Source organism: Enterococcus lemanii, assembly GCF_016909125.1.
Taxonomy (GTDB): Bacteria; Bacillota; Bacilli; order Lactobacillales; family Enterococcaceae; genus Enterococcus_I; species Enterococcus_I lemanii.
Map to the genome: position 1 here is coordinate 34,823 of NZ_JAFBFD010000007.1, position 14,759 is coordinate 49,581.

Below are 14,759 nucleotides of genomic sequence, written 5' to 3' on the forward strand. Positions count from 1 at the left end.
TATTTTCTTTTAATCGGTGTTTAGTATATAAATTTTAAGGAACAGTCAGTGGATCTGTTTGACTGCGATCTACTTTTTGACTAACTTCAGGATTTGAATCTCGTTGTACGAAAATTGTCGCTGTTTCTCCATCTTTTACTGTAACAGAAACAGGAATCGTTTCAAATTGATTATTTACATTAACAGAAATTTTTCTTACCAACTCATGATCACGTTTAGCGTCTGTTACCCAAATGTATATTTCTTGCTTCTCCGACAACTCTTCTCGCCAATTAGCTCTTACATCTACACTAAAACTACTCATTTCAGGTTGTTCTACTTCTTCTTTGCCTTTTGAAATGGTCAAAGTGACCGTTGCGCCTTTAGCAAGTTCGGTGCCTGCACTTGGATTCGTCTGAATGACCTTGTCTTTTTCAACGTTATCACTATTTTCTTCAACAATTTCTGTCACAAAACCAGCGTCTTCTAAAGCTTTTTTAGCGCTGTCTTTTGTGTCACCAACTACATTTGGGATTTTTACCAATTCTTCCCCTTTACTTACAACAAAGGCAATCGCGGTTTTCCCAGGCGTAATTTTAGCTCCAGCTTCTGGTGTTTGTGAAATAATATTACCAGCTGGAACGGTGGCGCTATATTCTTCTTCAAAAGTGATCGGATTGTCACCTAAACCTAGACTATTTAAACTACGGCTCGCCGCTTCTTTCGTACTACCAGTAAAGTCAAGCATCTCAATTGGTTCTTCCCCTTTACTGATGATCAACTCCACTTTTGTCTCTTTTGGTACGACTTCGGTTCCTGGTTCTGGTGTTTGACGAATGACTTCGCCTGCTTTCACCGTTTTATCGTATTCTTCTTTTGAAGTGATGTTCTTTGCCTCGAAGTTCAAATTAGTTAACTCGCGTGTCGCTGAACGTAACGTTTCACCAGTGACATCAATCATATCAATGGTTTTACTACCTGAACTTAAATACAAAACAATCTCACGGCCTTCTTTCACTAAAGAACCGGATTCAGGAGTTGTTTTTACCACGCGATCTTTTTCAATCTCATCACTTGAAATTGTTTTGGTTTCTGAAGCAATTTTTAAACCGGCTTCTTTTAACGTTTCTCGGGCAACAATTTCGGTTTGATTTGTGACGTCTGGTACTTCCACTTGGTCTTTGCCCCCGCTAAAGAAAAAGAATGCACCGATGACAGCAACAAGTGCGACTAGCCCTAATAAAAGCCATAGCCAAAGCTTCTTTTTCTTTTTGGGTTGTTCTGCTTCTGGCTGCTCTACGTCTTTTTTAGGTGGTGCCATTTCTTTAAAGCTTTCTGGCATCGGTGTGTCTTCGGTAATGGGCGTTAAGACCCGGGTTTCATCCAACAGTGCACTTGGTTCCCAACGCGCTTCATCTAAACGCCCCGGCGAAAGAACCGTTTCTAAGTCTTGCAACATTTCATCGGCGGTCTTATAGCGATCCGCGGTTTCTTTAGCCGTCGCTTTTAAGACCACATTTTCCAATGATTGCGGAACGGTTCGATCATACATGCGGATGGATGGCACATCATCTTGAAAATGTTTTAGTGCAATCGTTACTGCCGATTCGCCATCAAACGGCACTTGGCCGGTCAACATTTCGTACAAAATAATTCCTAGAGCATAAATATCGGACTGATTGGTTGCCATACTGCCACGCGCTTGTTCAGGTGACAAATAATGCACGGAACCTAGCATGGTGTTGGTCTGTGTAATCGACGTTTCAGAAAGCGCAATCGCAATTCCAAAGTCAGCTATTTTAACCGAACCATCTTCATCCATTAAAATATTTTGTGGTTTTAAATCCCGGTGAATAATCCGGTGTTGATGTGCTAGTGCAACGGCAGATAAAATTTGTTTCATAATATCAACAATTGACGCATACGGCATTGGGTAGTGTGTTTGGATATAACGTTTTAAATCCATCCCTTTTACGTATTCCATCACTAAATACTGCATCCCATCTTCTTCGCCAACATCATAAACCGCAACAATATTTGGATGGACTAATTCCGTTGCCGCTAACGCCTCTCTTTGGAAACGGCGGATAGCATTTTTATCGTCTTGGAAATCAAAGCGTAAAACCTTAACCGCTACTTCACGATTTAAGATCAGGTCTTTGGCTAAAAAGACATTGGCCATTCCGCCGCTGCCAATTGTTCCTAAGATTAAGTAACGACCATTTAACTTATTCCCAATTTCAATCATGGTTTTTTCCTCCAAAATCAATTAATAAAACAGTGATATTATCTAATCCGCCTTGTTGGTTCGCTGTATCAATTAAGGCTTGGCCAAGCGCTGGTAAACTCTCTTTTGTTTGAATTAATGCCAATATGTCTTCTTCTGAAACCATATTGGTTAAACCATCTGAACAAATTAAAATTAAATCCCCCAAGCGATACGGATACGTTGCAACGTCCACTTCAACCGTTCCAGGCATCCCAATTGAACGGGTAATGATATTTTTACGCGGATGAACAGCCGCCATTTCTTTTGTAATTTCGCCTGATTTCACTAGCTCATTTACTAGCGAATGATCTTCTGTTAACGGCAACAATTGATTGTCTCTTACAATATAAATCCGACTATCCCCCACATGGGCCAGAGCAATTTGGTCTTCAAAAACCGCAACCGCTTCAAAGGTTGTCCCCATACCACTTAATTTCAAATCAGCTTGCCCTTTTTCAAAAATAAGTTGATTGACTTTTTGGATTTGCTGAATAAACCATTGTGTCGCTTTTTGACTTTCAGTGATGGTCGTTTTTTGCCAATTTTGGCCAATTTCTTCGACGGCTTGACGACTAGCGATATCGCCCGCTTGATGCCCACCCATCCCATCAGCTAGTAAAGCTAACGTATATTGTTGTTGATTACAAAACGTGGCGACATAATCTTGATTACTATTTCTTTTTTTTCCTTGATCACTCTGGAAATAAACTTCCATTTCTTTCCACCTCACTATTTTTTTCTTAGACAACTAATGAAAAATCCATCCGTTTGAAAAACTTGTGGATAAAGAGTTAATGTTTGGTTAGTAATACTTTGATCTAACGCTTTCGAAGCGGAAAAAGGAAGTTGTTCAAAGTCAGCGTGTTCCGCTAAAAATTTTTCGACGACTTGTTGATTTTCATCTGAGACAATTGTACAAGTACTATAAACTAAAAGGCCGCCTTGTTTTAAGGTTGGGGCCACACTTTCTAAAATTGCTAACTGAATCGTCGGTAGTTGTTCAAAGTCACTTGGTTTTTTGTTGTATTTAATATCTGGTTTCCGACGCATCAAGCCTAACCCTGAACATGGGGCATCCACTAAAATACGATCAAAAGTCTCTGGGGCAAAATTCTCGCTTACCGTGCGTGCATCCATGACTTTCGTAGTCACAACATCGGCCAAGCCTAAACGTTCCGCATTTTCTTCAATTAAGCGGACTTTATGGGCATGAATGTCTAAAGCGGTCACTTGTCCGCCTTGTTTTCCGTCTAGGTAAGTAGCGATGTGGGTGGTTTTCCCACCAGGCGCGCCACAAGCATCTAATACTTGGTGCATGGGCGCCACTTGTAAAGCAGGAGCCACTAGCATCGAACTTTCATCTTGAATCGTCATTTTCCCTTCTTTAAAAAGCGAGCTTCCCGCTAAAAAGCCTTTTTGGCCAACAATGCCCTCGGGTGCAAGCAAGCTTTCTTTGGCTTCAATTCCTTCTGCCTGAAGCTGTGCCAATGCTTCGGCACGCGAGATAGACTTAGTCATGACACGAGCACTCACTTGACTCGGTTCATATAAAGACAGACCGAGTTCTCGCGTTTGTTCATAGCCCATTTCGGCAATAAATTTCTCAACTAACCACTGTGGCATGCTAATTTCAATAGCAAGTCGAGCAATCGGGTCTTTGATTTGCGTTAACTCTGCGACGCCTTGTCTTTGAATATTTCTTAAGACGCCATTCACAAATTTGCTTACTCCTATATTACCACGAGTTTTGGCAATTTCCACTGCTTCATTTACAATGGCATGGCTAGGGACTTTGTCTAAATAAAGCATTTGATATAAAGACAGTTGCAATAATAGCCGAACCCAATCTTCAACTTTTTTAGCTTTTTGAATAAACGGTGTTAAATAATAATCAAGTAACAATTGGCGGCTCACCGTCCCGTAGACCAGTTCCGTTAATAAGCGCGCATCTTTTTCATTTAACTCACTTTTTTTTATGAGGTCACGTAATAATAAATTGGAATACGCCCCACCTTTAGAAATACGTTCCAGTGCTTCTAGCGCAACATAGCGTACCGTTTTTTTTGTTTGTTTTTTACTCATTGATACCCACCTTTTGATCGACTGCGACTTTTTGACCGCTACCGTTTAAAAATTCTGCAATCGCTTGAACCCCTTTACCAGCTGGTTGCAGCTGCTCAAGGGCTAAAACACTACCTTGCCCACAAGCGATTTTCAACGTTTCTTTGGTGCGCTCGATAATTGTTCCAGGGGCTTTGGTTGTGGTTTCTGCCAGTGGTTTAACGCTTAGTATTTTCCAACGTGTTCCTTGATATGTTGTAAATGCTACCGGCCAAGGACGCATCCCACGCACTTGCCAGTCAATTTCTTGGGCAGACTTTTGCCAATCAATCGCTTCTTGTTCACGGGTAATATTGGGTGAAAAAGTAACCAACGCTTCGTCTTGAGGCGTGGCTTGTAATTTTCCTGCAATGATTTCAGGTAAGGTTTCAAGCAATAACTCTTTGCCTAAAAGACTTAATTCTTCAAATAAAACACCGACATCATCTTGGTCTGTAATTGGAATGGTTTTTTGGGCATAAATGCCACCAGCATCCATTTTTTTAATCATTTCCATAATAGTGACCCCTGTTTCTTTGTCGCCTGCCATAATCGCATAATGCACCGGTGCTCCACCACGATACTTTGGTAAAAGTGATGCGTGAACGTTCAAGGCCGCAATCTTAGCTGCTTGAAGTAATTTTTCAGGTAAAAATTGGCCAAATGCGGCAGTAATCATCAAGTCTGGAGCCATGGCTATAATTTCAGCCATTTCTGGCGATTGATTTATTTTTTCTGGTTGTAATACTGGTAAATTTAAACGTAAGGCCGCTTCTTTTACTGGGGTTTGCGTAATCGTTCTTTTACGACCGACTGGACGATCAGGCTGGGTCACAACGGCCAACACCTCATAGCCAGCAGCAACCAATCCTTCTAAAATGGGCACGGAAAAAGCCGGTGTTCCCATAAATACAACTTTAGTCATTTTCTTTTTCCTCCATATAATTTTCTAGTTCTTCTTCGGGAATTTGCTCAATCATTTGATCAATAAAAAGCTTGCCTTGTAAGTGATCAATCTCGTGCAAAATGGCCCGCGCTAAGTAGCCGTATGCTTCGACTTCCATTTCTTCGCCTTCACGGTCATAATAACGCACGATGATTTCATCCGGGCGAGCGACAGTGCCAAAGACATGCGGAATGCTTAGACACCCTTCCACATCAATTTCGCGGCCTTTCGCTGACAACACTTGTGGATTGATCAATTCAAACAAATCGCCTTCTTCGACTTCCACGAGTGCGACTTGAATATTTTTGCCAACTTGAGGAGCAGCGATCCCAACACCATCATGGGCAAGCATCGTTTCGTGCAAATCGTCTAGCAACTTAAGTAACGCTGGCGTAATCGCCTCAACCGGGGTACTTGGTTCATATAATTTTTTGTTTGGATGAATTACAATTGGGTAACGCATAGCAAACTCCTTTTTTTAAATAAAATTTAATGGTTCATAATCAATGGCCACAAATAAGTTTTGCCTTTGTTCAACTTGGCTTTCGTTTAAAATTTGTTGTAAAACGGCTTGGAGATGTGGCTCTCTTTTATACTTTAAAATTAACTGATAGTAATAGCGGTTTTTTACCCGTGCGACGCCACTGGGAATCGGGCCTAAAATCCGACACTCCGAACTAAGTGCTTGTTGCAATTGTTGCGCAATCGCAAACATTTTGCGAGCAGCGATTTCTTCGTTTGGATGACTCGCCGTAATTTTTACCGTAAAATAAAATGGCGGATACCCACTTTGATGACGTAAAAACATTTCTTGTTGGTAAAAAGTTTCATAGTCTTGTTCTTTTGCAAGTAAAATACTATGATGCTCAGGGTTAAATGTTTGGACAATGACTTCCCCGGCTTTTTGCCCCCGTCCTGCTCGGCCACTCACTTGCGTTAACAACTGAAAAGTTCGCTCACTCGATCGAAAATCAGGCAAATTCAAGGCGGTGTCTGCATTTAAGACGCCAACTAAAGTAATATTAGGAAAGTCGAGCCCTTTTGCAATCATTTGTGTCCCGAGTAAAATATCGGCTTCGTGTTTTTCAAAAGCCGTTAAAATCTTTTCGTGCGCTCCTTTTTTTCCCGTCGTATCGACATCCATTCGCAAAATACGTGCCTTAGGAAACAAAGCTTGTAGTTCTTCTTCGACTTTTTGCGTGCCGGTGCCATAATAGCGAATCTTATCCCCTTGGCAGTCTGGGCAACGATGGGGAATATTTTCTTGATGGCCACAATAATGGCAGCACATTTTTTTAATGTCCATATGAAGCGTCAAGGAAATATCACAATTCGGACAAGGCAAGACGTAACCACAATCACGGCACATCACGAATGACGAGTAACCCCGACGATTTAACAGCAACACCATTTGTTCTTTTTTATTTAGACGATCTTGAATTTTTTCTTGTAATAAATACGAAAAAGTACTCAGATTGTGTTTTTGAAATTCTTCTTTTAAATCAACGACCACCACGCTAGGCAATTGCGCATTGTGGCTTGCACGTTTTGTTAACATGAGTAGTTCATAACGTTTTTTTTGGGCGCGTGCTCTTGATTCTAAAGAAGGAGTGGCACTTCCTAAAATCAATGGACAATGGTGGTACTGACTACGCCAAATGGCTAAGTCACGGGCATGGTAACGCGGTGTCTCGTCTTGTTTATAAGAAGTCTCGTGTTCTTCATCAATAATAATGACCCCGATATTTTTTAAAGGCGCAAAAATGGCTGAACGAGCCCCCACCACCACTTGTGCTTCTTCGCGTTCAATTTTACGCCACTCATCATATTTCTCACCTTGAGACAGACCACTATGTAAAACCGCCACCGCTTTACCAAAGCGACTTTTGAAACGCTGAACCATTTGAGGCGTGAGTGAAATTTCTGGTACTAACATCATCGCCGTTTTCCCTTGCTTTAAAAGTTCCGCAATTGTTTGTAAATAAACTTCTGTCTTACCACTGCCAGTAATCCCTTCCAGTAAAAAGGTCGTGGCTTGTTGGCTGTGACTAGCAGCTAGAATTTTCGCTACTGCGTCAGCTTGTTCATCATTTAAAGCAAACGCTTCGGAAGGGGCAAACGTTTGGTTTTCAAACGGATCACGGTAAACTTCTTTTTCTTCGTAACTTAACCAACCTAGCTTTAATCCTTGGTTTAACTGACTAGTCGTCAAACCTTGCTCTTTATAAAATGACACACTTTGATACGGATGTTCGACTAATAAAGCAAGTAACTGGTGCTGTCGTTGCGCATTTGGGCGTAAAGTTTGGGCGATGTCGGCTTTTTTTTCGGCAGTTATTTGGCTTTTAACTTGGCGAATTGTTTTTTTACGCCCTTTTTCTTTGACTAAGTACTGTAGTTCGACCACGTTTTGCTCGCGTAGTTTTTTGAATAGTGGCAATGCTTGCTGTTCTTCAACTAAATCCCAACTAATTGTTTCTTTTTTTTCAAAAAAGGTCGCTTGAACCGCGTGATTTGGGTCTTTTAAAAGAAATTGCTTTTCGTAAGCAGCTTTCATCGCCGCTGGTAACATTGTTTGTAAGCACGTAATTTTAAAAGAAAAAGTTGTCTTTTTCATATGATCGGCCAATGCCAGTAATTCTTCATTTAAAACAGGCGAAACGTCTAGCACATTCATAATGGCTTTGAGTTGGTCAGTTGTAATTTCTGCTGGCAAGTCCGCTGTGAGGCCGACAACAAACCCTTGTAAGTGACGATTCCCTTCGCCAAAAGGGACTTCCACACGCATTCCGACTTCAATAACCTCTTGCCACTTTTCAGGAATGAGATACGTATACGGCTGATCGGTTTGCATCGTTGGGACATCGACAATGACTGCTGCGTATAACGTCATTTAACCCCTTCCTTTCCGACATTTTTAGATTTCCTTCTTATTTTACTCGAATTGTTTGCTTTTGTCTTTAAAGCAAACAAAAAGTCTGAGAACGAGACCTCAGACTTTTATTTATTTTATACCGATGCAAATTAATCTCGACGTACTTTTGCTTCTAGCTCTCTTTGTTCTTGCTCTTTGCGTGCTTTTAACTCTTCTTCTTCTTGCTTCATTCGCGCGCGTTTAATTTCAGGATGTGGATCATTGATGACAGTCTCTGCTTCAATTTCTTCAAGCGCTTGTCCAACACTTTTAACTGAATCAAATTTATCTAACGTTGGTTGACTTCCAGCCTCAAGCTCATGTGCACGTTTACTAGCTAAAATCACAAGTGAATATTTTGAGTTTACACGATCTAACAATTTATCAATCGACGGTTTTAACATCATTTTATTCTACAACTCCTCTAACATTTTTCGATATTTCCCAATGACACGCTCCACGCGAAAATGCTCACTGGCAATAATTTCTTTAATTCGTTTTACAGCTAACGGTACTTCATCATTCACGACGGCATAATCATACAGTGCCATCATTTCAATTTCTTCTTTAGCAACGCGCATCCGCTCATCAATCACTTCTGGCGCATCTGTTCCTCGTCCAGTGATGCGTGAACGCAATTCCACTAAATCCGGTGGTGTTAAGAAAATAAAGACACCATCCGGCACTTTTTCTTTTACTTGACGAGCCCCTTGAACTTCAATTTCTAAAAAAACATCTTTGCCTTCATCTAACGTTTTTTGCACATAAGAAAGTGGCGTCCCATAGTAATTGCCCACGTATTCGGCGTACTCTAACATTTCACCCGTTTGAATTAATGCTTCAAACTCTTCCCGGCTTCTAAAGAAATAATCTACGCCTTCTACTTCACCAATTCTTTTTTTACGAGTTGTCATCGAAATAGAGTATTGAAAGTCGTTGTCTTCACTTTCGAAAATAGCCTTACGAACGGTTCCTTTACCTACACCTGAAGGTCCCGATAATACAATTAATAACCCACGCTCTGTCATGTTGATGTCCTTTCACTTTTGAAGATTTACTTATCGTTTATTGTGCACTTTTTTTCAGTAAATTTCAAGAATTACTTTAATATACCAAAATTTCGACTAAAAAGCTACTTTCAAACAAATTTTATCCTCTCCGACACGTTTTTACTCAACATTTTGGACTTGTTCACGAATTTTTTCAATTGTCGTTTTTAATTGAACGACAATGTTCTTAATGTCAATGGCACTTGATTTTGAACCAATCGTATTGACTTCTCGATTCATCTCTTGAATTAAAAAGTCTAATTCTCGACCGACCGGCTTGTTACTTGTTAAGAGTTGTTCAAATGTTTCAACGTGAATTTTTAAACGATCAATTTCTTCATGAATATCACTTTTTTCTAATAAGATGACCATTTCGGTTAATAGCCGTTCGCGGTCAATTTCCGTACTTAAATACTCAGTTAGCTTCTTTTCAAAACGAGTCAAATACTCTTTTTCAAAAACAAGAAACAAACCCGCCAATTCAGCTAACATTACTTGTAGTTGTTGCAAGTTTTCTTGTAAAACTTGTAAAATACCGGCGCCTTCTACTTGGCGACTTTGATCATTGGCATTCGCTGCTGCTACAATTGCCGCAAGTAATAGCGCTTCTAACGCTTCATCGACAGTCTTTTTTTCTTGGACTTGAACAAATTCTTCTTTTTCAAGCAAACTTTGTAATAAATGCTCCGGTGCCAATGTCGTTTGAAAACGAGTATGGGCCTCTTGATTAACTTGAGCCATAAAAGCTTCAATTAAATCCCAGTGAATTTTCACTTCTTTTTGTTGGTCATTTAATTCGGTTAAAGTGACGAAAACTTCGATTCGTCCTCGTTTTAAAATTTCTTTCATCGCTTGACGTGCCGCTTGCTCAAAAGGATGCAACGCTCGAGGTAATCGCAATTGAAAGTCTAAAAAACGATGATTAACACTTTTAATTTCCACTTCAATTTGATAATCTTTGGATTCTTTTAACGCTTTACCAAAACCCGTCATACTTTTCATTTGATTTTCTCACCTACATTTTTGAAATTAGTTGGCTTAACGCCTCAAATTCTTCATTGCTTAAAGTTACGCCTTTACCCATTTTCTCGTGATTTGGTCCCCAATCTCTCAAATCAAATTTAGGTGGGCGACCGTTCCAACTCACTAAATTTAACTCTTTGCGCCAACCTTTCGCATTTTCTGATAAAACACCAATTTCTTCCACAATCTCATAAGAAAATTCACTCTTACTCACGTATTTTTCCTCCTTTACCTAAAATGTTTGTTGCGTCATTGAAAAAGCTTCTAACATGGCCGGTGTTGCTTTATCAACGGGAATCGTTTCTGTTAATTTGCCTTGGACCATCCAACGCGTAATCCCGGCTGCCTCACCACACGTAATTAACGTCACTAACGTCTGGTCCGGCACTTCCTCAATTACTTCGACTTGATACGCTTCGATACGCTTTGATTCAATCGTTTCGTAAACATAAATTTGATCTAAATCGGTTAAATAAATCACATCACCCATTTTAACTTCCTCTAAACGCGTAAATAAAATCGTTGACTGCTCAATTCGGTGGCTCGCTAATGCATAGTTGCCTTGCCCCATTTGTTGCTCTGGGCTGAAGGTTCCTGCCCCAAATAAAAGAGCTTCATTGCCTAACCCTTTAAAAATTGGTAATTGAATTTCGACGCTCGGAACGGCTATGCCTCCAATCACCGGCAAGACTTTACCACTTAATTGCGCTTGTAAGACCGCTTCCAAACTAGCAGACTCCACTGCCGCAAAATCAAATGTTGCTTCGACTTGCTTGTTTGCTTCGATTTGTTCACGAGTAACTTGTTCTATTTGATAACGTGCACTTGTTTTAGACATTAAAAATTGTTTGATTTGACGATTAAAAACGAGAGCCAGTCCAAGTAGCAATAAGAGAAATAGGCCCAGATTAATTAGGATATTTTTCAATCTTTTTTTCTTCATTTATGAAAACTCCTCTCTCATTTAATCATACCACAATTTAAAGCCAAATATTAATGATTGTAACCGGATTTTAATCGAAAAGATATAAGCTTTTTTCATAGAAATGAGGTAAAATGAAACTAAGAATGAAAATTATTTTTAGGAGGGGAGAACTTGACTGCGCTTGTTTATATTCATCTGGATACGATTAGTAATACCGTTTTAACCAAAGGCCTTACCGCTCGTGATTTTCAGCAAGGAATTGTTCATCAACCTAAAAATCTATTGTTATTAAATCCAACAACTGAACTTGGGGAACACGAGAGTCACACCGCCTTAAAAATTGTTCGCGGCACCGAAGCCATTCAACAATTTTTTCAAATCAGCGGTCGAACACGACAAACAAATGAGAACAAATGGATTGATTTTTCTGACTTAAATATGCTTAAGGAACTCACGCCACTCGAGATCTCTGAGCTACTTTATTTTGGTCACATGAAAACACACCTTCACTCCCCCTTCTTTTATAAATTACAAAATAATTTTGTTTACTTTGAATTAGAATCCGGCTTGAATCGAACGTATTATCGTTACATTGATGAATTTTATCGGATTTTAGCCTTAAAAATCACACGCTTTTCACTAGAAAAATTAAATGAACGCCGAACGTTTTTCCGTAAAACACAACCCGTTGAAAAACTGAATTACGAATTACTTAAAACACTCAAAGAAGCCATGAAAGAAGGCCTGGTTTTTTCTTTTGAAGATGCCTCACTCAAAAATAATGAGCTGCAAATTCCCATTTTATTTGCCGATGAAAGAACCGTTCTTGAAAGAAGTTTTAAATTAAAGCAAGAATATTTACTAGGATACTTAACGTTTCATTGTGAAGTCCAAAGCTGGACCTTAGATTTGTATGATGAGTTGTTTGACTTTCATTCAAAAACAATGCCTTTTTTGTAAAAGATCATCAGAAAAAGAAAGTTATTTATCCAAATTTATAGATTCTACTTTCTTCACTTGAACAGCTAGTAAATGAATGGAGGCAAACGATGAACAATGTTGAATTAACCCGATTCAAAGTAAAAAAAGGCAAATCATACGTAGTCGACGAATGGCTTACCTTTTTGAACAAACATCTCGCTGAAACACTACAAACACTTGCACAAGAAAAGATGTTTGTAGAAACCATTTTTCGAGAAACATTAAATGGCGAAGTAAAATCCCTCTGTCAAACCGTTACTTAAATTTTAAAGCCGCTGAATCTTCAATTTTAAATAATCGTGGTACGGCACGATAAAGTAAAACTAAGGCTAGAGCCGTGATGCCCCCGGTGGCTAAACCACTTGCCCCATTCATTACTAACGAGAAGATACTTGGTGCCAGTCCCCATAAAGCGTACTGTCCCCAAAAAATCCAGCCCGCAACAAAATGCCAAAAATAACGCGCTAAAGAGCCCGCCAATGCGCCTTTAATCACAATAAAGGTTGCTTTTTTAACGTCTTCGTTATGAATTGCTTGCATCAACGTGCCCATAAATACGCCCGCAAAGCCTGCAAACATGAACGCTAGTGAATATTCAATTAAAACTTGTGGCACACTTAAAAAGTACACTTGCCCTAATGGGAAATGCAATAACCCCCACACAAGCCCAGCTAATAGACCTGGTTTCACTCCACGACGTAAAGCAAAAATGGTCAATGGAATTTGTCCCAATGAAATGGAAAAACTCGAGCCAACCTGTAAGGGAATCAACGAAAAAACCATGGCCAATGCTGCCATCAACGTGCCCTCAACTAAAATTTTTGTTTTTATTTGCATAAAAAAACTCCTCCTTTAGAATCTTCACAATTCACAAAGGAGAAGTATCTTTTTAAATTTATACTTCTGCTCGTCACAATTCCTACGTTCGCATAACCGAAACAGGTACGAAGGGTTTAGAGTAAACTCATTCTCAGCCCAAATGGACTCCCCTTTGTGATTGGATTCTATTTAATTTTTTGATACAAGTCTATCTTAGCATAAATCAGCAAAAAAAACAGTTTTTAATCATTACAAGACTCTTTTCAAGCAACTACGATTGATAAAACCAATGACTGTTTTGAAATTCCATTTATTTTAAGCCGTTTGATTGACTTTTCTGGCTAGATTCAACACAATTAGAAAAGAAGATTGTTATTTTTAGATGAACCAATTTCATAACTCTGTTTTTAAAAAGATAAACACTCATCCAATTTCAAATCGTTCAATTTTTTTTTGAAATTTCATGACTATTTCTTTTCGGCATTCCTCTTAGAAAAACGTTGATTGACAAAGGTTTTGACATTATAAGTAAGTTGTATCAGATGATAAAAGACAATGGCATGTGCAGATTTGTAAAAGCGCGTATCATTAAGCTGATAATTCTCCTTCAGGTAGGCATTGACTCGCTCAACACTGCTTCTTTCTTTGTACTTGGTCTCCCAGGTTTTTGTTCCTCGAGCGGGATGATTGTATTTTCTTGGATCATTCATCTGTTTGATTTTTATGACTTTTTGGCAGAGACCTTCGTGTTTTAAAGGGCAGTTTTGACAGTGGTTTTTGGGTTGTACATACTTAAGCGCACCATAACGAGAATCATAACTATCATATTGATAGCTATGTTCTAAAAGGCAAGTAGGGGCATAGTAATCGTCCACTTCTCCATCATTTTTCGGGACAGATTTCAAGGGGATAATCGGTTCAAATCCTAAATCATGGACTTCTTGATAAATTTCTTGGGCATCGTAGCCTTTATCAAAAGAAAAGTAGGTGGGTTCCTTCTTCGTAGACAACAAAGGGGCTGTTTGACGAATGGTTGGAATCGCCAAACTAACATCTGAAGCGAAGGCCGATGCGATATCCATACAAAGAATGTACTGGTTCTTGGTAGACACAGCCAATGTTCCTTTATAGCCAAACCAAAAATCATTCTTCCCTTTACTATTTTTTTTGACACCCCAAGCCGGATAGGTTGGGATTAACGTTCGTAGTTCTTCCTTTGCCAGCGTGCGTTGTTCTTTCGTCGATGGTAATTTTGGATTCTCTGTTTTTACTGGTTTGGTTCGTGCCTCGATGGCCGTGACATCAATCGCCACGTTTTCTTCAAAAATGTCCAATTCTTCGTTGATTAACTGAAGTAGCGATTGGTTCATTTGTTCGATAACTGAAAGATTGCTTGCCAAAATAGCCATTACACGGGAGTAGGTGGCTTCAGAAGGAATCGCTTCAGAGTAAAGAAATCCCACACTTAATTTCAAACGAAGGTCACTTTTTAAGCGATTGATTAAAGCTTTTTGTGTCGGAATTTTCTCCATAATGCGAACCATTAAGGATCGTAATAGTGCTTCATAATTAACCGTAATGGATGGACCAACGCGGGTTTCTTTTTGGAATAAGTTCAATACATTTGTCCAATCGAGTGGGGAGAAGATTTCTTTATACTTCTCCTGAATATCCAATTTTTCTAAATAATCAATGTCAAATAAAGTCGGTTGTTGTATAATAGACATAGGGAATCCCTCCTGTGAGTACTTGTC

At 39.4% G+C, this 14,759-nt stretch carries 14 protein-coding genes, 1 pseudogene and 1 riboswitch; of the genes and pseudogenes, 2 read left to right on the forward strand and 13 right to left on the reverse strand.

Features of this window, described 5'->3' with window-relative positions:
* Positions 1 to 34: 34 nt before the first annotated feature.
* The 11 genes from pknB to JOD14_RS03225 form a co-directional block, all read right to left on the reverse strand.
* Positions 35 to 2,227 (reverse strand): Stk1 family PASTA domain-containing Ser/Thr kinase, encoded by a 2,193-nt coding sequence (gene pknB / locus JOD14_RS03175; RefSeq protein WP_204653248.1) that lies wholly within the window; start codon positions 2,225 to 2,227, stop codon positions 35 to 37.
* Positions 2,220 to 2,963 (reverse strand): Stp1/IreP family PP2C-type Ser/Thr phosphatase, encoded by a 744-nt coding sequence (locus JOD14_RS03180; protein WP_204653249.1) that lies wholly within the window; start codon positions 2,961 to 2,963, stop codon positions 2,220 to 2,222. Before JOD14_RS03180 ends, pknB begins: the two co-directional genes overlap by 8 nt.
* Positions 2,964 to 2,977: 14 nt before the next feature.
* Complete coding sequence (gene rsmB, locus JOD14_RS03185; protein ID WP_204653250.1) at positions 2,978 to 4,330, reverse strand: 16S rRNA (cytosine(967)-C(5))-methyltransferase RsmB; 1,353 nt, start codon at positions 4,328 to 4,330, stop codon at positions 2,978 to 2,980.
* Entirely contained in the window at positions 4,323 to 5,273 is a 951-nt protein-coding gene (gene fmt / locus JOD14_RS03190; protein ID WP_204653251.1) for a methionyl-tRNA formyltransferase, read from the reverse strand. The genes rsmB and fmt overlap by 8 nt, the downstream gene beginning before the upstream one ends.
* The gene (def, locus tag JOD14_RS03195) at positions 5,266 to 5,757 is read right to left on the reverse strand and encodes a peptide deformylase (protein ID WP_204653252.1); all 492 of its coding nucleotides are present in this window, start codon (positions 5,755 to 5,757) and stop codon (positions 5,266 to 5,268) included. Before def ends, fmt begins: the two co-directional genes overlap by 8 nt.
* A gap of 15 nt (positions 5,758 to 5,772) precedes the next feature.
* Entirely contained in the window at positions 5,773 to 8,187 is a 2,415-nt protein-coding gene (gene priA / locus JOD14_RS03200; protein WP_204653253.1) for a primosomal protein N', read from the reverse strand.
* Between the two features lie 131 nt (positions 8,188 to 8,318).
* Positions 8,319 to 8,615 (reverse strand): DNA-directed RNA polymerase subunit omega, encoded by a 297-nt coding sequence (gene rpoZ / locus JOD14_RS03205; RefSeq protein ID WP_204653254.1) that lies wholly within the window; start codon positions 8,613 to 8,615, stop codon positions 8,319 to 8,321.
* Between the two features lie 6 nt (positions 8,616 to 8,621).
* Positions 8,622 to 9,236 carry a guanylate kinase gene (gene gmk / locus JOD14_RS03210; RefSeq protein ID WP_204653255.1) on the reverse strand — a complete coding sequence of 205 codons (615 nt, stop codon included), beginning with the start codon at positions 9,234 to 9,236 and terminating at the stop codon, positions 8,622 to 8,624.
* A gap of 141 nt (positions 9,237 to 9,377) precedes the next feature.
* Complete coding sequence (locus JOD14_RS03215) at positions 9,378 to 10,259, reverse strand: YicC/YloC family endoribonuclease (RefSeq protein ID WP_204653256.1); 882 nt, start codon at positions 10,257 to 10,259, stop codon at positions 9,378 to 9,380.
* Between the two features lie 13 nt (positions 10,260 to 10,272).
* Positions 10,273 to 10,494, reverse strand: a complete 222-nt coding sequence (locus JOD14_RS03220; RefSeq protein WP_204653257.1) for a PC4/YdbC family ssDNA-binding protein — start codon at positions 10,492 to 10,494, stop codon at positions 10,273 to 10,275.
* 18 nt (positions 10,495 to 10,512) lie between these two features.
* Positions 10,513 to 11,223 carry a class A sortase gene (locus JOD14_RS03225; RefSeq protein WP_204653258.1) on the reverse strand — a complete coding sequence of 237 codons (711 nt, stop codon included), beginning with the start codon at positions 11,221 to 11,223 and terminating at the stop codon, positions 10,513 to 10,515.
* Positions 11,224 to 11,376: 153 nt separating this feature from the next.
* Here JOD14_RS03225 and JOD14_RS03230 point away from each other — a divergent pair, with 153 nt between their 5' ends.
* Together JOD14_RS03230 and JOD14_RS03235 are read left to right on the forward strand one after the other, a co-directional pair.
* The gene (locus JOD14_RS03230; RefSeq protein ID WP_204653259.1) at positions 11,377 to 12,165 is read left to right on the forward strand and encodes a hypothetical protein; all 789 of its coding nucleotides are present in this window, start codon (positions 11,377 to 11,379) and stop codon (positions 12,163 to 12,165) included.
* Positions 12,166 to 12,254: 89 nt separating this feature from the next.
* Positions 12,255 to 12,416, forward strand: a pseudogene (locus tag JOD14_RS03235) (DUF6176 family protein); the annotation flags it as partial.
* A gap of 25 nt (positions 12,417 to 12,441) precedes the next feature.
* Here the strand turns inward: JOD14_RS03235 and thiT are convergent.
* Both thiT and JOD14_RS03245 read right to left on the reverse strand, forming a co-directional pair.
* Positions 12,442 to 13,023: an energy-coupled thiamine transporter ThiT gene (gene thiT / locus JOD14_RS03240; protein ID WP_204653260.1), complete on the reverse strand. Its 582-nt coding sequence runs from the start codon at positions 13,021 to 13,023 to the stop codon at positions 12,442 to 12,444.
* Positions 13,024 to 13,085: 62 nt separating this feature from the next.
* Positions 13,086 to 13,187, reverse strand: a riboswitch (TPP riboswitch).
* Between the two features lie 285 nt (positions 13,188 to 13,472).
* Positions 13,473 to 14,732 carry a transposase gene (locus JOD14_RS03245; protein ID WP_204653261.1) on the reverse strand — a complete coding sequence of 420 codons (1,260 nt, stop codon included), beginning with the start codon at positions 14,730 to 14,732 and terminating at the stop codon, positions 13,473 to 13,475.
* Between the last annotated feature and the right edge of the window lie 27 nt (positions 14,733 to 14,759).